Below are 22,486 nucleotides of genomic sequence, written 5' to 3'. Positions count from 1 at the left end.
GGGTTTTCTTTCATGACCGATCAATCTTCGAACCAGATGTGGGGCGGCCGCTTTGCCGCTGGTCCAGACGCGATCATGGAGGCGATAAATGCCTCGATCGGGTTCGATCAGCGGATGGCAGCCCAGGACATCGCAGGCTCGCGCGCCCATGCCGCCATGCTGGCTGCCACAGGCGTTATTACTGATAGTGATGCGCACGCCATTCGGGAAGGCCTGCTCACCGTTTTGTCAGAAATTCAGAACGGAGAATTTCAGTTCTCGACTGCGCTGGAAGACATTCACATGAATGTCGAGGCGCGACTGAAAGAGGTGATCGGAGAACCCGCAGGCCGTCTGCACACGGGCCGGTCGCGAAACGACCAGGTGGCGACCGATTTCAAACTCTGGGTTCGCGACCAGCTAGATGCCGCAGAATCCGGTCTTCTGGCCCTGATCCGCGCGCTTTTGGCGCAGGCCGAGGCCGGGGCAGACTGGGTCATGCCCGGTTTCACCCACCTGCAAACCGCGCAGCCAGTAACCTGGGGTCACCACATGATGGCCTATGTCGAGATGTTTGGCCGCGATCTGTCCCGCGTGCGCGACGCCCGTGCCCGGATGAACGAATCCCCCTTGGGCGCAGCCGCGTTGGCCGGGACCTCTTTCCCAATCGACCGCCAGATGACAGCTGAGGCGCTGGGCTTCGACCGCCCCGCAGCCAACTCATTGGACGCTGTCAGCGACCGCGACTTCGCGTTGGAGTTCCTGTCGACCGCCTCGATTTGCGCCATGCACTTGTCGCGCTTTGCCGAGGAATTGGTAATCTGGTCCTCGGCCCAATTCCGGTTTGTATCACTGTCTGATCGCTTCTCGACTGGTTCATCAATCATGCCGCAAAAGAAGAACCCCGATGCAGCTGAGCTCATCCGTGCCAAGGTTGGCCGCATATTTGGTGCGAATACTGGCCTGATGATGGTGATGAAGGGGCTGCCGCTGACCTATTCCAAGGACATGCAGGAAGACAAAGAACAGGTATTTGATGCGGCAGATAACTGGATGCTGGCACTTGCCGCGATGGAAGGCATGGTCAAGGACATGACCGCCAATCGCGAAAGCCTGGCTGCCGCTGCCGGGTCTGGCTTTTCAACTGCGACCGACCTGGCCGACTGGTTGGTCCGCGTGCTGGGCCTGCCCTTCCGCGACGCGCACCATGTCACTGGATCGCTGGTGGCCATGGCTGAAAGCAAGGGCTGCGACCTACCGGATCTGACGCTGGAGGACATGCAATCGGTCCACGCGGACATCACCGACGACGTCTATTCTGTTCTTACCGTCGAAAATTCGGTAAACTCTCGCCAATCCTATGGCGGCACCGCACCGGATCAGGTGCGGGCCCAGATCAAGCGATGGAAGGCGCTGGTGTAATGCAGATACGACGGGTGGTGCTATTGATTGCGGTCGCAGCGGCCTTGGCCGGGTGTGGTGCCGATGGCGAACCCATACAGCCCACCATGAGCGCAAGCGTCGGCGTAGGCAGCAGCGGCACCTATGGCGGTGTTGGCGTTGGTCTCAGACGCGGTGGGCTGGGCGTTTATCTGGGGCTCTGAACTCCAAAATTGCAATTTGCTGATCGCACACCCATCTGCATCTGACACGTCCTGAATGACAAAGAGAAAATGCATGAGACCTGTCGGCCTGATCCTCTGCCTCGCCGTACTTGCAGCTTGCGACCCGTCAGGCGCACCCCGAACGGAACCAACGGCCGCACCTAGCGGGTCCGGGGTCTCGGTTTCAGGATATGCGAGGGTTGGCGCGTCAAAGACGTTCTGAACCGCGACGGTGACCACAACCCTACCGGAATCATTTGATCCACATACCTCTTTTGGTCTAAGCGCGCAGGCATGGATCATTTTCTCTACCGCGACGGCGCGCTTTTCGCCGAGGATGTGCCAATCTCCGAAATCGCAGCCGCGGTCGGAACCCCGTTCTATGTCTATTCGACGGCGACGCTGCAGCGGCATTTCAAGCTGTTCGATGACGCGCTTGAGGGCACTGATCACCTAGTCTGCTATGCGATGAAAGCGGCCAGCAATCAAGCCATCCTGAAGACGCTGGCGCAGGCAGGTGCGGGAATGGATGTGGTTTCGGGCGGGGAATATCTGCGCGCCAAAGCCGCGGGCGTGCCCGGAGACAAGATTGTCTTTTCGGGCGTCGGCAAGACAGCGGATGAGATTCGTACCGCTCTGACCGGTGGCATTCGTCAGTTCAACGTCGAATCCGAGCCCGAAATGCAGGTGATCAATGCGGTTGCACTGGAATTGGGCAAGGTTGCGCCGATCACTGTTCGGGTGAATCCGGACGTGGATGCAAAAACCCACGCCAAGATCGCCACCGGCAAGTCCGAGAACAAGTTCGGTATCCCAATCTCGCGTGCGTCCGAGGTTTATGCACTGGCCGCAAGCCTTCCGGGACTGGAGGTGATTGGGATCGATGTCCATATCGGCTCACAACTAACCGAGCTTGAGCCGTTTGAACTGGCTTATATGAAGGTTGCGGAACTGACAGAGCGCCTACGCGCAGAGGGGCATAACATCCGCCGCCTCGATCTGGGCGGTGGTTTGGGTATTCCTTATGCCCGTTCCAACGACGCGCCTCCGCTGCCGGTTGAATATGGTGCGATGGTCAAGAAAACACTGGGCCATCTGGGCTGCGAGATCGAGATTGAGCCCGGTCGGCTGATCGCTGGCAATGCGGGTCTGATGGTGTCCAAGGTCATCTATGTTAAATCCGGCGAAGACCGCGATTTCCTGATCCTCGATGGCGCAATGAACGACCTGATCCGCCCCGCGATGTATGAGGCGTATCATGATATAGTGGCGGTCGAAGAACCTGCCGCAGGGGTCGAACAGCGCCCGTATGATATCGTTGGTCCGGTCTGTGAATCCGGGGATACCTTTGCAAAACAACGCAACATGCCGGCTTTGAAATCGGGCGATCTTATCGCATTCCGCAGTGCAGGTGCCTACGGTGCAGTCATGTCTAGCGAATACAATACGCGGCCCCTGATCCCTGAGGTTCTGGTGAACGGGGATCAATTTGCCGTAATTCGTGAACGCCCAAGCTTTGACGAAATCATAAACCGCGATACCATACCTGAGTGGCTTTGACGCGATAGGCGCGTCGGGCCGATCAGGAGGCCTGCCTTGCGCGACAACCAGACCTTGCCAATTCCAAGACTGTCCCTGTGGCTGACGCACGGGGGTATGCTGGCTGAGCAGGTGATGCGCGCCTTCTGGCCGTTCTTTTCTATTCTTATGGCGCTGCTGGCCGCCCTGATGCTGGGTCTGCACGATCTTGTGCGCATTGAAGCCGTTTGGATTTCTGCAGCGATCGGATTGATTGCTTTGATTGCGACAGCGGTTTTGGGAATCAGACGGTTCCACCTGCCAACCCGGGCCGAGGCGCTGGTTCGGCTGGATGAAACCCTGCCCGGACGCCCGATACAAGCACTGATGGACGATCAGGCAATCGGTGCGATGGATGCGGATTCGGTGGCACTGTGGCATGCGCACCAGACGCGCATGGCAGATCGTGCATCAAAGGCCGATCCGGTGAAACCCGACTTGCGGCTGGCGTCTCGCGATCCCTATGCGCTTCGCTATGCTGCCTTATTGGCACTCGTCGTTGCGGCTCTGTTCGGCTCGTTCTGGCGGATAGGCTCAGTCGCTGACATGACGCCGGGGACCGCTCAGGCGGGGCAGGGCCCGACTTGGGAGGGTTGGATTGAACCGCCGCGCTACACCGGGCTGCCAACACTCTACCTTGCAGATCAGACCGATCCGACGTTGACGGTGCCTAAAGGCAGCCGCATCACACTTCGGTTCTACGGCGAGATCGGCGCGCACAGCCTGACAGAATCTTCGACACCTCTGGGCACCGAAGCCGCGACAGAACCGGAACAGGAATTTGTTGCGGAACGCTCGGGTCAGATGCGGATCGATGGCCCGGCCGGGCGCGATTGGGCGCTTGAGATCCTTCCGGACACTGCCCCCAGGATCGCGACGGCAGGAGTGGCGCAATCAGAGGCTGGCGGACAGATGAAGCTACCCTTCGCTGCTGCGGATGACTATGGAATCGTCTCCGGCACCGCCCGGATCGAATTGGACCTGCCTGCGGTCAACCGTCAATTCGGTCTTGCGACCGAGCCAGAACCGCGCGAGATCATTACGGTCGAGTTGCCAATGCCGATTACAGGCGATCGGACCGATTTCACCGAAGACTTGATCGAGGATTTCTCGCAGCACCCTTGGGCACATTTGCCGGTGAAAATAACCCTCATGGCCATCGATGCGGCGGATCAAGAGACGGTGGCAGAACCTTATCTGACAGAACTGCCCGCCCGTAGGTTCTTTGACCCATTGGCTGCTGCGGTGATCGAACAGCGGCGCGATCTGCTCTGGTCGCGCGAAAACGCGCTGCGTGTATCGCAATTGCTGCGCGCGGTTTCGCACCTACCCGAGGACCTGTTCCGCTCAGATACAGCGTATCTGCGTCTGCGTGTGATCCTGCGGCGGCTGGAGACCTTCGACAAATACAGCGCACTGAACGTCAAACAGCAGGAAGAAATTGCGCAAGCACTGTGGGATCTGGCGGTTCTGATCGAGGATGGCACGCTGGCCGACGCACTGGAACGGATGCGCCGTGCGCAGGAGCGTCTGACCGAAGCGATGCAGAACGGTGCCAGCGACGAAGAGATTGCCGAACTGATGCAGGAGCTGCGCGAAGCGACACAGGATTACATGCGGCAACTCCAGCGTCTGGCGCAGGAAAACGGTGAGACGCAGCAAGGACAGCAGGGCCAGAACGGCGAAACCCTGCAGATGACGCAGGATGACCTGCAGCGAATGATGGACCGCATTCAGGAGCTCATGGAACAAGGCCGCATGGCCGAGGCGCAGCAGGCATTGGAAGAGTTCCAGCAAATGATGGAAAACATGCGCGTCACACAAGGGCAGGGCCAAGGTGGCCAGTCCGAAGGACAGCAGGCCATGGAAGGGCTGGCAGAAACCCTGCGCGAACAACAGGGCCTCAGCGATCAGGCATTCCGCGACCTGCAGGAACAGTTCAACCCCGGTGCGCAAGCGGGCGAAAGTCAGGGCAATGAGGGTCGCAACGGTGGTCTGGGACGCGGCCAGAGCCATGAAGGCCAGGGCGGCCAGGGCCAGGGGCAGGATGAGGCTGGTGAAGGCCAGCAAGGTCAGGGGTCACTGGCGGATCGGCAGCAGGCGCTGCGGGATGAGTTGAGTCGGCAACAACAAGGTCTGCCCGGCGGTGGTACACCCGAAGGCGACGCTGCGCGCGAAGCATTGGGCCGTGCGGGCCGGGCCATGGACGACGCCGAAGACGCCTTGCGCAGCGATGATCTGGCCGAGGCGATTGACCGTCAATCCGAGGCGATGGAAGCCTTGCGCGAAGGCATGCGTTCACTGGGCGAAGCCCTGGCGCAGAACCAGCAGAACCAGCCGGGTCAAGGGACCGAGGCCGGCGACATGCAGGCCAATAACCGCGATCCATTGGGTCGTACGCCAGGTTCCGCGGGATCAATCTCGACCGACGACAACCTGCTGCAAGGCGAAGATGTATATCGCCGTGCGCGCGAGTTGCTGGATGAAATCCGCCGTAGGACCGGTGAACAGGATCGGCCTCAGATCGAGTTGGAATACCTCAAGCGATTGCTCGAAAGGTTCTAGTTCTGCCCTGCGCCCCCGGTCTGTGTCTCAAGCCAAAGGCGCGCTTGATCGACCAGTGAGACATATGATTTCAGCATCGGATCAGCCTGAGGAACCGCCTCGCTGATCTGATTGGCGTTTCCATATATCAGAAACAGAATGACGCCGATGATAATGATCAAGGCAAAGCCACGCAGAAACCCACCGGATTTGCGGGCCGGAGCAACGGCTTCAGCTTCGTCCGATGTCAAGTCGCTGCGCAGACCCGAGTTGATCGCCTCAACATCCGGCAGCTCATCTTTCTGACCTGCGTCAGCGGCGGTTTCAGTGGCCGAGGGCCGTTTCGGTTTGACTTTGGGCTCTTCAGGCGGATCCAATGCCAGATCAGGTTGGCTTTCCAGATTGCTGCCTTCACGCTCGCGCAGCTCTGCCTCGCGTGCAGCCTCTTCCTTGAGGATGCTGGATACCGCTGGGTCTACGTTTCCAACACTCAATTCCTCGGGCGCATCGGGTTCTGGTGTGTCTTCTGCCTTAACCTTTTCTGGCTCGGCCTTGGCCGCATCGGGTTCTGGCGCATCCTCTGACTTAACATCTTCCGGTTCGGCAAAGGCTGCCTGGATTGCAGTCGCAGATTTCGCTTCCGGCTCTGCTTTGCTGGCGACTCGATACTTTTCCTGAAACCAGGTCTCTTCGCAAGCCGAGCATTGAACTTCGCGCCCGTCCTCGGGGATCACTTCGTCCGGGACTTCGTACTGGGCGCTGCAATTCGGACACGTTAAACGCATTCTGCCTCCTGGCCTTCAAGGCTGGCCTGATAATAGTTTTTTCAGGGATGATATTCCGTTAAGACCCAACAGCAAAGCGTGTTTTCGGTTTCGCGGGCCAAGTGTCGCCAATTGGCCCCGCCCGAGGCATTGAATCCACCGCTGCGCTCGGGCAAGAGGTGAGCAGAATAAAGGGGGCAGGCGTGATCGAGCTGGAGAATATCAGCTATACCTACGGCGGTGGTGAGTTGCTAAGCGATGTTTCGCTGCAATTGCAGCCCGGATCGTTCCACTTTCTGACCGGGCCTTCGGGTGCGGGCAAGACCACATTGCTGAAACTCTGTTATGGCGCGTTGTTGCCAACCTCGGGCAGGTTGATGGCCTTTGGCGAGGATATCGCCCGCATGGACCGTGATCAGATGGCGCTGCTGCGCCGCCGAATTGGCGTGGTGCATCAGGATTGCCGGTTTTTGGATCACATGACGCTGGCCGAGAATGTCGCGTTGCCGCTGATGGTCTCGGGGCGCTCTGAAAATGGGCAGCAGGACGATCTGACCGAACTGCTTGGCTGGGTCGGGCTTGGCAGCAGGCTTGAGGCGCACCCGCCTGAACTATCGGGGGGCGAACGCCAGCGTGCCGCATTGGCCCGCGCAGTCATCCTATCGCCCGATGTGGTGCTTGCGGATGAACCCACCGGCAACGTGGACTGGGAGATGTCGCAACGACTTCTGCACCTGTTGGTCGAATTGAACAGGATGGGAAAAACCGTGCTGATCGCCACCCATGACCTAAGCCTGATCCGCGCCGCCAAAAGCCAGGTTCAGGCTCGCGTTCTGCGTATCGCGCAGCGCCGGGTGCAGCTTGCAGGGGCGGATCTATGAGCAAGGGCACGATCCGCAATTTGCTGCGCCGTGATAGCCGCGCCGACCGGGTGGTGCCACCCACGGGCTTTACGGCGCAATTGACCCTGTTCGTGTCTGGTGCAATGGCCTTTCTGGCGGTTTTTGCGCTGGCTCTTTCGTTAGCCTCGGGCCGTGTGGCGGATCGTTGGGCTTCAGAGTTGGCGGGGGCAGCGACCTTGCGGATCAATGCCCCTGCAGATCAACGTGCGGCGCAAACCGAGGCTGCTTTGAATGTCCTCCAGCAAACGCCGGGTGTGGCTTCGGCTCGCGCGTTGACGAGCGAAGAGCAGGCCACACTGCTGTCACCCTGGTTCGGACCGGACTTGCCTCTGGACACTTTACCAATCCCGCAGCTGATAGAGATTATCGAAGGTGAGCCGGGTCTTGATGCGGCTGGCCTGCGGCTGCGGCTAGGGGCTGAGGTGCCGGGCGCAGTGCTGGATGATCACACTCGCTGGCGCGAGCCATTGGTTGATGCGGCCAATTCGCTGCGGCGTCTGGGCTGGATTTCGATCCTGCTGATCGGTGGCGCCACTGCCGCCATGATCACGCTTGCCGCCAACGCCTCGCTTGCCGCCAACGCGCAGATAATTGAGGTTCTGCGTCAGGTCGGCGCGCGGGACCGGTTCATCGCCGGAGCGTTCGTGCGCCGCTTTACGTTCCGGGCGCTGTTTGGGGCAGCGGTTGGCACCTTGCTGGGTATGACGGGTGTATTGTTGCTCCCCGAAGCCTCGGATGCGGGTGGTTTTCTCACTGGCCTTGGGTTTCAGGGTATCGGTTGGATCCTGCCCGTGCTGATCCCGGTATTGGGCGCGGCCGTTGCGTTTCTGGCAACATGGTCAGCCGCGCAGCGCAAGTTGAAGGAGCTTTCGTGATGTTCACGGCCATTCAATGGGTCCGGTCGCTGATCTTCATGATCACCATCTATGCCTGGATGCTGGTGCTGGGGCTTGTCTTTGCCCCCTATGCGCTATTTGCCAAGCGTGGCGCATTGCGAGCATGCAAAACCTATGCGCGCACAACCAAGTGGTTGGCCCGCTGGATGGTTGGTATTCGCTGCGAAGTGCGCGGGGAAGTCCCACATGGCGAGGTTGTGATCGGCGCCAAGCACCAGTCGTTTCTGGACATCATCATAATCTTCGACGCCATCCCACACGGCAAATTCATCATGAAACGAGAGCTTCTGTGGACGCCGGTCATCGGAATGTATGCGCGCCGTCTGGGATGTATCCCGGTCAATCGCGGCAAACGCGGGGCGGCGGTTGCGAAGATGGTCAAGGATGTCGCGCGCGAGTTCAGCGAACCCGGTCAGTTGGTGATCTACCCGCAAGGTACACGCGTCGCGCCTGGGGTGCACAAGCCTTACAAGGTTGGAACGGCGGTTCTGTATGAAGGGCTTGGGTTCCCGTGCGTGCCAGTTGCCACCAATGCGGGCGTCTTCTGGCCCAGAACCGGTATCATGCGCAAGCCCGGCACGGCGATTGTTGATTTCCTTAATCCGATCGAACCCGGCGTTGCGCGGAATGCCTTTCTGGAACGGCTGGAAAACGTGATTGAGACACGGTCCAACGAACTGATGCGAGAAGTGGGGTTTGATCCGGATGGAATTCATTGAGGACATTACCGCTCTGGAAGCGCTGTATGGCACGCCCGGAGCAGCCTCGATCCGCAAAGTGGCGCGGCGGCTAACACCGCTCTACCGCAAATGGATTATGGCCTCACGCTTGTGTATCCTCAGCACCGTCGGCTCCGAAGGTGTCGATGGCAGCCCGCGTGGAGATGAAGGGCCAGTTGTGTTGGAACTGGACCAAGGTACCCTGGCACTGCCGGATTGGCGGGGAAACAACCGCTTGGATTCCCTGCGAAATATCGTACTCGACCCGCGCGTCTCATTGTTGTTCATGGTGCCCGGTTCGAACAATGTGGTTCGGGTAAATGGGAACGCTCAACTGACTGATGATGAAGCCCTGCGCGCCCGGTTCGAAAAACACGGAAAACGCCCCGCAACCGTCATCGTAATCGAGATATCCGAGATTTACACACAATGCGCGCGCGCCCTGATCCGGGCCAGAACCTGGAGTGGCCACGATGAAAGCGAGGGCCTGCCGACGGCTGGCGAGATATTGTCGGAAATGACGTCAGGAGAGGAAGGCGGCGCGCAATATGATCAGGAATGGGGTGCCCGCGCCGCAAAAACCATGTGGTAGGTAAACATGGCTCTGATTCAGCCGATCACCTCACCGATCAGCATCTGCGGTTTGACATTGGTGAAGTTTGGCAGATCGGCCAGGACCGGGCCAGCCTTTGACATAGCGTCGTTCATCGCTTCCTGATCTTCAAATATGATCGTTGCGATCGCGTAGTGACCCGCCGCCTCATCCGGGCCTCCCGCAATGCCTTTGGTTACGACCGTACGTTCGATATGTGACCCCATGTGCTCGCCGACAAGCGGAAGATGTGTGCCGACATAATAGTCGAAATCGAAATGTGTTTCTGTACCTATGGGATAGATCACCTGTAAACTGACGCTCATCTGACTTCCTTTCCAAAAGCAATGGAGTCAGTAAACCGCGTCTGATCACCTGCCGCAAATGGTTTTGAGCGACACGGGGTGCCGCTCAAGGAGACTAGGTAGAGGACCTGCTCAGGTTGGGTCAGCTGTGAATTGGCCCGTCACCACAGGCGAGCGCCGCCTCGCGCACTGCTTCGGAATAGGTCGGGTGAGCGTGACAGGTCAGGGCCAGATCTTCGGCTGATGCGCCGAATTCCATGGCGACGCAAACCTCGTGGATCAGGTCTCCGGCCGCGGGGCCGATGATATGCGCGCCCAGAATGCGATCGGTTTCTTTGTCTGCCAGAATCTTGACGAACCCGTCGGCTGCGAAATTCGCCTTGGCCCGGCCATTGCCCATGAACATGAACTTGCCGACCTTGTAGGCGCGGCCCTGTTCTTTGAGTGTCGCTTCGGTCTCACCCACATTGGCCACCTCGGGCCAAGTGTAGATGACCCCAGGAATAACACCATAGTTCACATGACCATGCTTGCCTGCAACCTGCTCGGCTGCGGCCATGCCCTCGTCTTCAGCCTTGTGGGCCAGCATCGGGCCTTCGGTCACGTCGCCGATGGCGTAGATGCCCGGCACGTTGGTCTGCCAATCACTGCCGACCTTGATCTGGCCGCGCGGGGTCATCTCGACGCCTAAAGCATCCAGCCCCAGACCCTCCGAATAGGGCTTGCGCCCGGTGGCCACCAGCACGGCATCAGCATCGATGACGTGCTCGCTGTCATCCTTGAGCAGCTTGTACGTTACCTTGGCTTTGGTCTTGGTGGCTTCGGTCTTTTGCACCGCAGCGCCCATGACGAACTTCAAACCCTGTTTCTTCAGGATGCGCTGGAAAGTCTTCTGAACCTCGGGGTCCATACCCGGCGTGATTTCCTTGAGGAATTCGATCACCGTCACCTCTGCGCCCAAACGGCTGTAGACTGAGCCCAATTCAAGCCCGATCACACCGGCACCGATCACAATCATTTTCTTGGGAACTTTGCCCAGAGACAACGCGCCAGTCGAAGTCACTACGACCTTTTCGTCAACCTCGACGCCGGGCAGCGCTGACGGCTCAGAACCCGACGCGATAATGATGTTCTTGGTCTCATGGACCTCATCACCAACCTTGACCTTGCCCGCAGCAGGGATTGAGCCCCAGCCTTTCAGCCAATCGATCTTGTTCTTCTTGAACAGAAACTCGATGCCCTTGGTGTTGCCATCGATGACCTCGTCCTTGTAGGCCTGCATCTGCTTCCAATCGACCGAAGGTGACTTCCCCTTCAAACCCATCTTTGCAAAGTTGTGTTCGGCTTCGTGCAACTGATGGCTGGCATGCAACAATGCTTTCGAGGGGATGCAGCCCACGTTCAGGCAAGTCCCACCCAGCGTCTCGCGCCCCTCGACAACTGCGGTTTTAAGGCCCAGTTGGGCGCAACGGATGGCGCAGACATAGCCGCCGGGTCCGGCGCCGATTACGATGACGTCATAATTTGCCATTACATTCTCCTAAATCGACCGGGTGATCCGGCAGCGTCCCGATCCGGTGTGGTGGGTCGGGTACCTATATTTCAAACGGGTTCCAGCAGCTTGATTGATATATGCGCAATGCCGCCGCGTTCGTGGTGCATCGCCAGTTCTTCGGACCCAAAAAAGGCTTTGGCCTTATCCAGATTCATAACCTCGAACATCGCTATCGCATGATCCCGCTGATCTGGATCGCGCCAGACATGCAGGTCGCGGATACCCGCGGCCTTGCGCATCGGTTGATCCTCGCGGAACACTTTCAGCCAGGCATCGAAATCGGCCACATCGGCTTGCCACAGTACATGAGTCGCCATCTTAAAGATCCATCAGCAGGCGACGCGGGTCTTCCAGCGCCTCTTTTACGCGGACAAGGAATGTCACAGCACCCTTGCCGTCCACAATACGGTGATCATAGGACAGCGCCAGATACATCATCGGGCGGATTTTGATCTCACCATTGATGACCATGGGACGATCCTGGATCTTGTGCATGCCCAGAATGCCCGATTGCGGCGGGTTCAGGATCGGTGAAGACATCAGCGAGCCGTAGACGCCTCCGTTCGAGATCGTGAAAGTGCCGCCCTGCATTTCCGCCATCGAGAGTTTACCATCACGGGCGCGCTTGCCCTTTTCGGCGATGGCTTTCTCGATCGCTGCGAAAGACATCGAGTCCGCATCCCGGATGACTGGAACCACCAGCCCTTGCGGCGTACCTGCGGCCACACCCATATGCACGAAGTTCTTGTAGACGATGTCATTGCCGTCGATCTCGGCATTCACTTCGGGCACTTCTTTCAGCGCATGACAGCAGGCCTTGGTGAAAAAGGACATAAAGCCCAGACGTACGCCATGCTTCTTCTCGAACTGGTCCTTGTACTGGTTGCGCAGGGCCATCACCTCGGTCATGTCCACCTCGTTATAGGTGGTCAGGATCGCGGCGGTGTTCTGCGCGTCCTTCAGGCGCTTGGCGATGGTCTGGCGCAGACGGGTCATGCGCACGCGCTCTTCGCGGCTCGCATCCTCGGCAGCCACAGGCGCGCGCGGAGTTTGGGCAGCGGGGGCGGGCACAGCCGCCGCAGGCGCTGGGGCCGTAGCTGCTGCAACTGCCTTTGCCACGTCTTCTTTCATGATACGACCATCGCGTCCGGTGCCAGTGACCTGATCCGCAGACAGACCGGCTTCGGCCATCGCTTTCTCAGCCGATGGAGCGTTGGACACGTCTTTACCTGTGCTGGCTGCAGCCGGAGCGGCGACGGCCGCCACCGGAGCCGCTGCTGCACCTGCGGCTGCGCCCGAGATCACCGCCAATTTGGCAGAAGCATCGACCGTGCTGCCTTCAGGCGCAACGATTTCAGCCAGAACGCCTGCCGCCGGGGCAGGGACCTCGACCGAGACCTTGTCGGTTTCCAATTCGCACAGCATTTCATCCTGTGCAACGCTGTCGCCGACCTGTTTGAACCATGTCGAGACTGTAGCCTCGGTGACGGATTCACCCAATGTCGGCACCATCACATCTACACTGCCGCCTGATGCTGCGGGTGCCGCTGCCGCCGGGGCCGGGGCCGGGGCCGCCGCTGCCGGAGCAGGCGCAGCCCCTTCGCCCGCCGCTATCGTGGCAAGCAGGGCATCGACGCCCACGGTCTCACCTTCGGCTGCAACGATCTCACCCATCACGCCAGCAGCGGGTGAGGGCACCTCGACCGTGACCTTGTCGGTCTCAAGTTCACATAGCATCTCATCTACGGCGACTGCATCGCCGGGTTTTTTGAACCAAGTCGCAACGGTGGCTTCGGTGACAGACTCGCCCAGCGTGGGAACACGAACTTCAATCGTCATCGTTTACTTTCCTTCAATGCTCAGCGCTTCGTTCACCAGCGCTTCTTGTTGGGCTTTGTGTTGGCTGGCCAGACCCGTCGCGGGCGAGGCCGAAGTTGCGCGACCGGCATAGACCGGACGGGTGTGTTTTGCGCCAATGCGGGTCAGAACCCATTCGATATTGGGCTCAATAAAGGTCCAGGCCCCCTGGTTCTTGGGTTCTTCCTGACACCAGACCATCTCAGCCCCCTTGAAGCGCTCAAGCTCGTTGATTAGCGAATGCGCAGGGAAAGGATAATACTGTTCGATCCGCATCAGGTAGATGTCGTCGATGCCACGCGCGTCGCGTTCCTCAAGCAGATCAAAATAGACCTTGCCCGAGCACATGACGACCCGCTTGATCTTGTCATCTGCCACCAGTTTAGTGTCCGAGTTGCCCTGTTGAGCATCATCCCACAGCACCCTATGGAAGCTCGAGCCTGTGGTGAATTCCTCGGCCTTGCTGACCGCCAGCTTATGGCGCAGCAGCGACTTCGGCGTCACCAGGATAAGCGGCTTGCGGAAGGTCCGGTGCAATTGACGGCGCAGGATGTGGAAATAGTTCGCAGGCGTTGTGCAGTTCGCCACGATCCAGTTGTCCTGACCGCACATTTGCAGAAACCGCTCAAGCCGTGCAGATGAGTGCTCTGGGCCTTGCCCTTCGAACCCATGCGGCAGCAGCGTGACCAGACCAGACATCCGCAGCCACTTCGATTCACCCGAACTGATGAACTGATCGAACATTATCTGTGCCCCATTGGCGAAATCGCCAAACTGTGCCTCCCAGAGAACAAGCGCGTTGGGCTCGGCCAGTGAATAGCCATATTCGAACCCAAGCACCGCGTATTCGGACAGCATCGAGTCAATCACGTCATAATGTGATTGGCCCTTGCGGATATTGTTCAGCGGGTAATACCGTTCCTCGGTTTCCTGATGGACAAATCCGGAATGGCGTTGGCTGAATGTGCCACGCGTCGCGTCCTGTCCGGCCAAACGTACAGGGTAGCCTTCAGTCAGCAGAGAGCCAAACGCCAGAGCCTCGCCCGTTGCCCAGTCAAAGCCGGTTCCGTTTTCGAACATCTGTTTCTTGTGGTCCAGCAACCGGCCCACGGTTTTGTGCATCGCAAAACCTTCGGGGGCGCTGGTCAGAGCAGTGCCGATCTCGGCCAGCGTCTCTGGTGTAATTGCGGTTTCACCGCGCATGTATTCGTCTTTGTGCTTGTCCAGATGCGACCAGCGCCCATCCAGCCAGTCGGCTTTGTTTGGCTTGTAGTCTTTCCCGGCATCGAACTCTTCATTCAGATGTGCCTGAAAGGCCGCCTTCATGTCTTCAATCTCGCCTTCGGGGATAAGCCCGTCCCTGACAAGGCGCTCGGTATACAACGACAACGTGGTCTTATGCGTCTTGATCTTCTTGTACATGATCGGGTTGGTGAACATGGGTTCGTCACCCTCGTTATGACCAAACCGGCGGTAGCAGAAGATATCCAGCACCACGTCCTTGTGGAACTTCTGGCGGAACTCGGTCGCCACCTTGGCGGCATGCACCACCGCCTCGGGGTCGTCGCCATTCACGTGGAAGATGGGAGCTTCAACCATCAGCGCGATATCCGTGGGATAAGGGCTGGAACGGCTGAAATGCGGCGCGGTGGTGAAACCGATCTGGTTGTTCACCACGATATGCATGGTTCCGCCGGTCTTATGCCCTTTCAGACCCGACAGGCCGAAGCCTTCGGCCACAACACCCTGTCCGGCAAAGGCTGCGTCGCCGTGCAGCAGAATGCCCATCACTTTGGTGCGGTCTTCGTCGTTCAACTGGTCCTGCTTGGCACGGACCTTGCCCAGAACCACCGGGTTCACTGCCTCAAGGTGGCTTGGGTTTGCGGTCAGCGACAGGTGAACGCTATTGCCATCGAACTCCCGGTCGCTTGACGCGCCGAGGTGATATTTCACGTCGCCTGATCCATCCACGTCTTCGGGCTTGAAGCTGCCGCCCTGAAACTCGTTGAAGATCGCGCGATAGGGCTTGCCCATCACATTGGCCAGAATGTTCAGCCGGCCCCGGTGGGGCATGCCGATCACGATATCGCTGAGGCCTAAGGCGCCGCCGCGCTTGATGATCTGTTCCATCGCAGGGATCAGCGCCTCGCCACCATCCAGACCAAACCGCTTGGTGCCCATGTATTTCACATGCAGGAATTTCTCGAACCCCTCGGCCTCGACCATCTTGTTCAGGATCGCCTTGCGGCCTTCCTTGGTGAAGGCGATTTCCTTACCGAACCCCTCGATGCGTTCCTTCAGCCACGCGGCCTCTTCCGGGTTCGAGATATGCATGTATTGCAGCGCGAAGGTGCCGCAATAGGTCCTCTTCACGATCTCGACGATTTGGCGCATGCTGGCCATCTGCAGGCCCAGCACGTTGTCAATAAAGATCGGTCGATCCATGTCAGCATCGGTGAACCCGTAAGTCTTCGGGTCCAGCTCGGGATGCGTACTGGCGGCGCGCATGCCCAGCGGGTCCAGATCAGCTGCCAGATGGCCCCGGATACGATAGGCCCTGATCAGCATCAGCGCCCGCAGGCTGTCCAGCACCGCGCGCTTGATCTGGTCATCGCTGACCTCGACCCCCTTGGCTTCGGCCTTGCCCTTGATCTTCTTGCCTGCCGCCTTGGCGTCGATCTCGGCCCACTCGCCAGTCAACGCACCGGTCAGATCATCCGCAGGCATCGGAGGCCAATCGCTGCGTGCCCACGAAGGCCCCTCGGCCTCGCGCTGCACATCCGGCGCGTCATCGCCCATGGCCTTGAAGAACTCGACCCAGGCTGCGTCGACCGCACCGGGGTTCTTGGTGTACTGGGCATAAAGCTGCTCCAGATATTCGGCATTATGCCCCTGCATGAAGCTTGAGGCATGAAAGGCGGTGTTGGGCGAGTGTTCGGTCATTGGGCTACCTCATATGGGTTGGGACCGTATTGGTTGGTGCCTGGTTCGCTGGGGCGGGTCAGCCACCACAGAACCAGGAGGGGCGACACAAACAGGACAAGAAGTGTCGGAATGACAATAAGAAGAGTTGCGCGGGTGAACAGGATATCCAACGTGCCGCCATGGAACTGGCTGGCAAGGCCGATGCCAAAGATCAGAACCGCCAGCGCACCGAGGATCAGCAGGATTGGCAGCAGAGCATAAAGCCCGCTGCGCCCCGTATCATGCATCCGCCGCCACGCGACGGCCAGATGCGGGAAAAAGACGATCAGGCTGACGATGCTTTGGACCGGGCCTGTTGAGGTGGCCGTGACGGATTTGGATGTTTCGGTTTCAGTCACTGCGACCTGAGTGAAGAACTGCCAGTCGATGATCCCGGCAATGATGCTCCAGATCACGATGAACAGGAAAAAAAACCAGTATTCGGGCCGCGAGGCACGGCCCGAAAAGGTGAAAAACTTGGAGAAACAGGTTTTAATGGCTTCGCCGAAAGTCATGTTTACCGCTCCTCCCAAAGCAGTCAAATTCTGGTCAACCGATGGCTTCCAGCACAGCCTCACCCAGCTGCGCCGGGCTTTCGGCCACGACAATACCAGCCGAGCGCATGGCTTCGATCTTGTCCTCGGCGCCGCCTTTGCCGCCGGCGACGATGGCGCCCGCGTGGCCCATGCGGCGGCCAGGAGGGGCCGTGCGGCCCGCGATGAACCCTGCCGTGGGCTTCTTGCGGCCTTTCTTGGCCTCATCCGCCAGGAACTGTGCAGCTTCTTCTTCGGCAGAGCCACCGATCTCACCGATCATGATGATCGACTCGGTTTCGTCATCCGCCAGGAACCATTCCAGCACGTCGATATGCTCGGTGCCTTTGATTGGGTCGCCGCCGATGCCAACGCAGGTGGACTGGCCCAGACCCACATCTGTGGTCTGCTTGACGGCTTCGTAGGTCAGGGTGCCCGAACGCGACACTACACCGACCGAGCCGCGCTTGTGGATGTGGCCGGGCATGATGCCGATCTTGCAGGCATCCGGCGTGATGACACCGGGGCAGTTCGGGCCGATCAGGCGCGATTTTGAACCTTCCAGCGCGCGCTTCACCTTCATCATGTCCAGAACCGGAATGCCTTCGGTGATACAGACGATCACCTCCATCTCGGCATCAATCGCTTCGAGGATCGAGTCAGCCGCAAAGGGTGGCGGAACATAGATCACCGAGGCGTTGGCTTCGGTCACATGCTTGGCCTCGTGGACTGAGTTGAACACTGGTAGACCCAAGTGCTCCATCCCACCTTTGCCCGGGGTCACGCCGCCGACCATCTTGGTGCCATAGGCGATGGCCTGTTCAGAGTGGAATGTGCCCTGCGAGCCGGTAAAGCCCTGACAGATCACTTTGGTATTTTCGTCGATGAGGACTGCCATCTGGCGTTCTCCTTTATACGGCAGGCTTCTGCCCGCCAAAATCTTGGGAAAGGCGGGCTGAAGCCCACCCTACGGGATGACACTCAGCCTTTAACCGCCTTCACGATCTTCTCGGCACCGTCTTTCAGGTTGTCCGCCGCGATCACGTCTAGGCCCGAGGTGTTGATGATCTCTTTGCCCTTCTCGACATTCGTGCCTTCCAGACGCACGACCAGCGGGACCTGCAGGCCCACCTCTTTCACCGCGGCAACGACGCCCTCGGCAATCACATCACAGCGCATGATGCCGCCGAAGATGTTGACCAGAATGCCTTTGACGTTCGGATCCGAGGTGATGATCTTGAACGCCTCGGTCACTTTCTCTTTGGTCGCGCCACCGCCCACATCCAGGAAGTTGGCAGGCTCGGCACCGTAAAGCTTGATGATGTCCATCGTGGCCATCGCCAGACCGGCACCGTTGACCATGCAGCCGATCTCACCGTCCAGCGCGATGTAGTTCAGGTCGTATTTGGACGCTTCCAGTTCCTTGGGGTCTTCCTCGGTCGTGTCGCGCAACTCGGCAATATCCGGGTGGCGGTATACCGCGTTACCATCAAAGCCGACTTTTGCGTCCAGTACTTTCAGGTCGCCCTTGTCCGAGACGATCAGCGGGTTGATCTCCAGCATCTCCATGTCCTTCTCGACGAAGGCATTGTAGAGCTGGTTCATCAGCTTGACGCATTGTTTGACCTGCGCGCCTTCCAGTCCCAACGAGAACGCGATGCGGCGGCCGTGATAGGGCTGATAACCAGTGGCGGGATCAACCGAGAAGGACAGGATTTTCTCAGGCGTCGCAGCGGCCACCTCTTCGATGTCCATGCCGCCTTCGGTCGAGCATACGAATGAGATACGGCTGGTCTGGCGGTCCACCAGCAGGGCCAGGTAAAGTTCACGTTCGATGCCCGAACCGGCTTCGATGTAGATGCGGTTCACCTGCTTGCCTGCGGGGCCGGTCTGATGGGTGACCAGCGTGCGGCCAAGCATCTTCTTGGCTTCTTCGGCGGCTTCTTCCACCGATTTGGTCAGACGGACACCGCCTTTTTCACCGGCGTCGGCCTCTTTAAAGGAACCCTTGCCGCGACCACCCGCGTGGATTTGCGCCTTGACGACCCAAAGCGGCCCGTCCAATTCACCGGCTGCGGTTTTGGCTTCCTCGGCGCGCAGAACTGCGCGACCATCGGAGACCGGAGCGCCATAGCTGCGAAGAAGCGCTTTGGCTTGATATTCGTGAATGTTCATCGAAATTGTCCCGTCTGACTACGATTACACCGTTATAGGGGTGTCTAAGCGCCAAAATTAAAGAGTTTTTTGACCGGTCACGGGAAATTGTCGAAGATTTTCAGTATTTGTGATCACAGGTTTTTGGGGTGTGATCACAAAAATTGCGGGGCGTGGAAATTGATTCGATGATCCGGGATCATGCCCACAAAACACATTCATAGATGAGTTTTGCGACGTTTGCGCGAACATCTTTTAGCCAGCTTGGCACCGTGTAAAAGAAAACCGGCCCGTGAAGAGGGCCGGTTCATTGGTTCTAGGGTTCGTGACTTAGGCCAGCGAGCTGTCGATACCCTTGCATGCTTCGATCAGGCCCTTAACGGCATTGACCGAATTGTCGAAACCGGCCTGTTCTTCTTCGTTCAGCTTGATGTCGACGACGCGCTCGATACCACCTGCACCGATTACGGTAGGCACGCCGACATACATGCCGTCGACACCCAGTTCGCCGTTGCAATAGGCAGCACAGGGCAGAACGCGTTTCTGGTCTTTCAGGTAGGCTTCGGCCATTTCGATCGCCGAAGTCGCCGGTGCATAGAAAGCCGAGCCGGTCTTCAGCAGACCAACGATTTCTGCGCCGCCGTCACGGGTGCGCTGAACGATGGCGTCCAGTTTTTCCCGCGTGGTCCAGCCCATCTCAACCAGATCGGGCAACGGGATACCGGCAACGGTCGAGTAGCGTACCGAAGGCACCATCGTGTCGCCATGGCCGCCCAGAACAAAGGCGGTGACGTCGCGCATGGACACATTGAACTCTTCCGACAAGAAGTGTGCGAAACGGCCCGAGTCCAGAACGCCCGCCATGCCGCAGACTTTGTTGTGCGGCAGGCCCGAGAATTCACGCAGCGCCCAAACCATCGCGTCCAGCGGGTTGGTGATGCAGATGACGAACGCATCCGGAGCGTTTGCGGCGATGCCTTCACCGACCGATTTCATGACCTTCAGGTTGATGCCCAGCAAGTCGTCGCGGCTCATGCCCGGCTTGCGCGGCACGCCGGCGGTGACGATGCAGACGTCGGCACCGGCGATGTCCTCATAGGACTGGGTGCCCTTCAGTTTGGCGTCGAAGCCTTCCGAGGGGCCGGATTCGGCGATGTCCAGCGCCTTTCCTTCCGGGGTGCCTTCGGCGATGTCGAACAGCACGACGTCACCAAGTTCTTTCATTGCAGCGAGGTGGGCGAGCGTGCCGCCGATCTGACCTGCGCCGATCAGCGCGATCTTGGGTCTGGCCATTTGGAATATCTCCGGTCGGTTTTGAAATCGCGGTTGTGCTAGTCGCAAAAACGGCGTCACGCAAGCCTTCTGCGGCGCGGCATGCCACCGCATACCGTTTGCACACACCCCGCCGATTGCGCTAAACCGCCTGTGAATCATGCATATTTCCGGGGTGCCTGATGCTCGACATGAACCTGATGTTTTTTGCAGTGGCGATCCCGGCGGTGATCTTCGCGGGCATCTCGAAAGGTGGGTTCGGCTCGGGAGTGGCGTTTGCATCTTCGTCGATTCTGGCTCTGATACTGACGCCAGGACAGGCGCTAGCGCTAATGCTGCCGATACTGATGGTGATCGATCTGGCGACGTTAAAGCCGTATTGGAAACGCTGGAGCTGGCCGGATTCGCGCCTTCTGATGTTGGGCGCAGTACCCGGTATCGCGCTGGGCGCGTGGCTTTATCGTGCGACGGATGACGATCTGCTACGTCTGTTGATTGGCGGAATATCGGTCGGTTTCGTGATCTGGCACGTTGCCCAGACCAGAGGCTGGGTGCGGGGTTTTGCCAACCGGTTGCCTCCATCGGCGGGCCTGTTTGCCGGGCTTATCGCCGGATTCACCAGCTTTGTCAGCCATGCGGGCGGCCCACCCGCCGCCGTGTACCTGCTGTCACAACGCCTGACGAAAACCGAATTTCAAGCCTCGACCGTGCTGGTCTTCTGGGTAATCAACGCCGTCAAATTCGTGCCCTTCGCCTATCTGGGCCTCTTCACCTGGCACACAGCCTTGGCAGACCTCTTGCTGACCCCGTTTGCGATCCTCGGGGCCTGGCTGGGCGTCCGGGCGCATTTCATGCTCTCCGAACGATTGTTTTTCAACATTGCCTACGTCTTGCTGACCCTGACGGGAAGCAAACTTATTTGGGATGCGCTGGTTTAGGCGTTGGGCGGCAATGCTTCGGCCAGTGTTTCATAAGACTGGCCTGAGGCGATCAGGCAGGTCACACCTTCCGGCAAGGTCACAACAATGGTCCAGCTGCCGGTTTGGTCCGAGGCAAAAACCTCCATCACCGCTCCCCGACGCGCAATACCGATGCCTCGTCGGGTTTCGCCATATGACTTTGTCAATCGCTTGATCACGTCTTCGCGTGGCGCACAATTCTGTGCGCTGACTTGTTGCGCTGCCAGTACCATGATGCCCAAGCCAATCGTCATTTTCAGCATAATCGTTTTCATTGGTCACCCCTTTCAAGCTCTTCCTCAAAGCAGCGTGCCGTAGGCAAAAGGACATCGCGTTAAGGCAACGCACGTTGCGCAGCGCAGGAAATGCTGCGCTGCGGCGATTTTGTTCTTGAACTTTCCGTCAAAAAATGCCCCATTCCGCGCAACATTATTTCAATGGGAGAGTCCAGTGGACCCGCGCCAACGCCCCTATCGCTCGGTACTATACATCCCCGGCTCGCGTGAACGCGCGCTTGATAAGGCCCGCACATTGCCGGTGGACGCCATCATCTTTGATCTTGAAGACGCGGTTGCGGCTGATGAGAAAGAGAACGCGCGCGAGACCCTCAAGGCGGCTTTGGCCGCCGGAGGCTATGGCGCTCGGGTCAAGATCGTGCGGATCAACGGGCTTGATACCGAATGGGGGCGCGCGGATGCCGAAGCCGTGCGCGAGATGGATGCAGATGCCGTTCTGTTGCCAAAGGTGAGTTCTGCTGCGCATGTGGATGCGCTGACCTCAATCACCGGAGACCTGCCGATCTGGGCGATGATGGAGACGCCGCGCGGGATGCTGAACGCAGCCGAAATTGCCGCACATCCGCTGATGGCAGGCTTTGTCATGGGGACCAACGATCTTGCGAAAGAGCTTCAGACGCGCTTCCGCCCCGACCGTTTGCCGATGATGACCTCGCTTGGCCTGTGCCTGTTGGCGGCCAAGGCAGAGGGGCTGATCATCGTCGATGGCGTCTACAATGCCTTCAAGGACACCGACGGTCTGGCCGCCGAGTGTGCCCAGGGCCGCGACATGGGCTTTGATGGCAAAACCCTGATCCACCCGGCCCAGGTCGACATCGCAAACTCCGCCTTTGCCCCTTCCGAGGATGAGATTGATCTGGCTCGCCGTCAGATTGCCGCTTTCGAGGAAACCGAGTCGCAGGGGCAGGGGGTCGCCGTTGTCGATGGCAAGATTGTTGAAAACCTACACGTTGTAACTGCCCGCGAAACTCTGGCAAAAGCAGAGGCGATAGTAGCTTTGCAAGCGGGGTAAG

21 protein-coding genes are annotated in these 22,486 nt (G+C 58.9%); 10 read left to right on the top strand and 11 right to left on the bottom strand.

What is annotated here, in order from left to right; all coding sequences use genetic code 11:
- Nucleotides 1-12: 12 nt before the first annotated feature.
- The 4 genes from argH (at nucleotide 13) to ACRZ9U_RS12055 (ending at nucleotide 5,726) form a co-directional block, all read left to right on the top strand.
- A complete protein-coding gene (gene argH, locus ACRZ9U_RS12070; RefSeq protein WP_170408352.1) occupies nucleotides 13-1,401 on the top strand; it encodes an argininosuccinate lyase in 1,389 nt (462 codons plus the stop codon).
- Nucleotides 1,401-1,583 carry an argininosuccinate lyase gene (locus tag ACRZ9U_RS12065; RefSeq protein WP_170395762.1) on the top strand — a complete coding sequence of 61 codons (183 nt, stop codon included), beginning with the start codon at nucleotides 1,401-1,403 and terminating at the stop codon, nucleotides 1,581-1,583. Before argH ends, ACRZ9U_RS12065 begins: the two co-directional genes overlap by 1 nt.
- Before the next feature lie 294 nt (nucleotides 1,584-1,877).
- Entirely contained in the window at nucleotides 1,878-3,143 is a 1,266-nt protein-coding gene (lysA, locus tag ACRZ9U_RS12060; protein WP_170408351.1) for a diaminopimelate decarboxylase, read from the top strand.
- Between the two features lie 36 nt (nucleotides 3,144-3,179).
- Nucleotides 3,180-5,726: a TIGR02302 family protein gene (locus tag ACRZ9U_RS12055; RefSeq protein WP_170408350.1), complete on the top strand. Its 2,547-nt coding sequence runs from the start codon at nucleotides 3,180-3,182 to the stop codon at nucleotides 5,724-5,726.
- Here ACRZ9U_RS12055 and ACRZ9U_RS12050 read toward each other — a convergent pair.
- Complete coding sequence (locus ACRZ9U_RS12050) at nucleotides 5,723-6,490, bottom strand: zinc-ribbon domain-containing protein (RefSeq protein ID WP_170408349.1); 768 nt, start codon at nucleotides 6,488-6,490, stop codon at nucleotides 5,723-5,725. The two genes, ACRZ9U_RS12055 and ACRZ9U_RS12050, sit on opposite strands and share 4 nt — an antisense overlap.
- A 182-nt stretch (nucleotides 6,491-6,672) precedes the next feature.
- Between ACRZ9U_RS12050 and ACRZ9U_RS12045 the strand changes: the two genes are divergently transcribed.
- The 4 genes from ACRZ9U_RS12045 to ACRZ9U_RS12030 are packed head-to-tail and all read left to right on the top strand — an operon-like array spanning nucleotide 6,673 to nucleotide 9,578.
- Complete coding sequence (locus ACRZ9U_RS12045; protein WP_480886365.1) at nucleotides 6,673-7,350, top strand: cell division ATP-binding protein FtsE; 678 nt, start codon at nucleotides 6,673-6,675, stop codon at nucleotides 7,348-7,350.
- Nucleotides 7,347-8,246, top strand: coding sequence for an FtsX-like permease family protein (locus tag ACRZ9U_RS12040; RefSeq protein ID WP_170408348.1), 900 nt, complete (start codon nucleotides 7,347-7,349; stop codon nucleotides 8,244-8,246). Before ACRZ9U_RS12045 ends, ACRZ9U_RS12040 begins: the two co-directional genes overlap by 4 nt.
- A complete protein-coding gene (locus tag ACRZ9U_RS12035; protein WP_170408347.1) occupies nucleotides 8,246-8,986 on the top strand; it encodes a lysophospholipid acyltransferase family protein in 741 nt (246 codons plus the stop codon). The genes ACRZ9U_RS12040 and ACRZ9U_RS12035 overlap by 1 nt, the downstream gene beginning before the upstream one ends.
- Nucleotides 8,973-9,578 (top strand): pyridoxamine 5'-phosphate oxidase family protein, encoded by a 606-nt coding sequence (locus ACRZ9U_RS12030; protein ID WP_170408346.1) that lies wholly within the window; start codon nucleotides 8,973-8,975, stop codon nucleotides 9,576-9,578. Before ACRZ9U_RS12035 ends, ACRZ9U_RS12030 begins: the two co-directional genes overlap by 14 nt.
- Nucleotides 9,579-9,595: 17 nt before the next feature.
- Here ACRZ9U_RS12030 and ACRZ9U_RS12025 read toward each other — a convergent pair whose 3' ends face one another.
- The 9 genes from ACRZ9U_RS12025 to mdh form a co-directional block, all read right to left on the bottom strand.
- The gene (locus ACRZ9U_RS12025) at nucleotides 9,596-9,904 is read right to left on the bottom strand and encodes an EthD family reductase (protein WP_170408345.1); all 309 of its coding nucleotides are present in this window, start codon (nucleotides 9,902-9,904) and stop codon (nucleotides 9,596-9,598) included.
- 121 nt (nucleotides 9,905-10,025) lie between these two features.
- Complete coding sequence (gene lpdA, locus ACRZ9U_RS12020; protein WP_170408344.1) at nucleotides 10,026-11,414, bottom strand: dihydrolipoyl dehydrogenase; 1,389 nt, start codon at nucleotides 11,412-11,414, stop codon at nucleotides 10,026-10,028.
- A gap of 71 nt (nucleotides 11,415-11,485) precedes the next feature.
- A complete protein-coding gene (locus ACRZ9U_RS12015) occupies nucleotides 11,486-11,755 on the bottom strand; it encodes a hypothetical protein (protein ID WP_170395780.1) in 270 nt (89 codons plus the stop codon).
- 1 nt (nucleotide 11,756) lies between these two features.
- Nucleotides 11,757-13,277 carry a 2-oxoglutarate dehydrogenase complex dihydrolipoyllysine-residue succinyltransferase gene (odhB, locus tag ACRZ9U_RS12010; RefSeq protein ID WP_170408343.1) on the bottom strand — a complete coding sequence of 507 codons (1,521 nt, stop codon included), beginning with the start codon at nucleotides 13,275-13,277 and terminating at the stop codon, nucleotides 11,757-11,759.
- A 3-nt stretch (nucleotides 13,278-13,280) separates the two neighbouring features.
- Complete coding sequence (locus ACRZ9U_RS12005) at nucleotides 13,281-16,238, bottom strand: 2-oxoglutarate dehydrogenase E1 component (RefSeq protein WP_170408342.1); 2,958 nt, start codon at nucleotides 16,236-16,238, stop codon at nucleotides 13,281-13,283.
- On the bottom strand, nucleotides 16,235-16,774 hold the full coding sequence (locus ACRZ9U_RS12000) for a DUF805 domain-containing protein (RefSeq protein ID WP_170408341.1): 540 nt from the start codon (nucleotides 16,772-16,774) through the stop codon (nucleotides 16,235-16,237). The genes ACRZ9U_RS12005 and ACRZ9U_RS12000 overlap by 4 nt, the downstream gene beginning before the upstream one ends.
- Nucleotides 16,775-16,808: 34 nt before the next feature.
- Nucleotides 16,809-17,690, bottom strand: a complete 882-nt coding sequence (gene sucD, locus ACRZ9U_RS11995; RefSeq protein ID WP_152456828.1) for a succinate--CoA ligase subunit alpha — start codon at nucleotides 17,688-17,690, stop codon at nucleotides 16,809-16,811.
- Between the two features lie 83 nt (nucleotides 17,691-17,773).
- Entirely contained in the window at nucleotides 17,774-18,967 is a 1,194-nt protein-coding gene (gene sucC / locus ACRZ9U_RS11990) for an ADP-forming succinate--CoA ligase subunit beta (protein ID WP_170395786.1), read from the bottom strand.
- A 309-nt stretch (nucleotides 18,968-19,276) separates the two neighbouring features.
- Complete coding sequence (mdh, locus tag ACRZ9U_RS11985; protein WP_170408340.1) at nucleotides 19,277-20,239, bottom strand: malate dehydrogenase; 963 nt, start codon at nucleotides 20,237-20,239, stop codon at nucleotides 19,277-19,279.
- Nucleotides 20,240-20,400: 161 nt separating this feature from the next.
- On the opposite strand from mdh, the gene ACRZ9U_RS11980 reads away from it, so the two are divergent.
- Nucleotides 20,401-21,156, top strand: a complete 756-nt coding sequence (locus tag ACRZ9U_RS11980; RefSeq protein ID WP_170408339.1) for a sulfite exporter TauE/SafE family protein — start codon at nucleotides 20,401-20,403, stop codon at nucleotides 21,154-21,156.
- Here the strand turns inward: ACRZ9U_RS11980 and ACRZ9U_RS11975 are convergent.
- Complete coding sequence (locus ACRZ9U_RS11975) at nucleotides 21,153-21,452, bottom strand: hypothetical protein (RefSeq protein WP_170408338.1); 300 nt, start codon at nucleotides 21,450-21,452, stop codon at nucleotides 21,153-21,155. The genes ACRZ9U_RS11980 and ACRZ9U_RS11975 overlap by 4 nt on opposite strands.
- A gap of 175 nt (nucleotides 21,453-21,627) precedes the next feature.
- Here ACRZ9U_RS11975 and ACRZ9U_RS11970 point away from each other — a divergent pair, with 175 nt between their 5' ends.
- Nucleotides 21,628-22,485, top strand: coding sequence for an HpcH/HpaI aldolase/citrate lyase family protein (locus tag ACRZ9U_RS11970; RefSeq protein ID WP_170408337.1), 858 nt, complete (start codon nucleotides 21,628-21,630; stop codon nucleotides 22,483-22,485).
- Nucleotide 22,486: the final 1 nt, after the last annotated feature.

Source organism: Ruegeria sp. D7, assembly GCF_056534355.1.
Note: the sequence above shows the minus strand (reverse complement) of the source record. Positions and strands in the feature narration are given on the sequence as shown.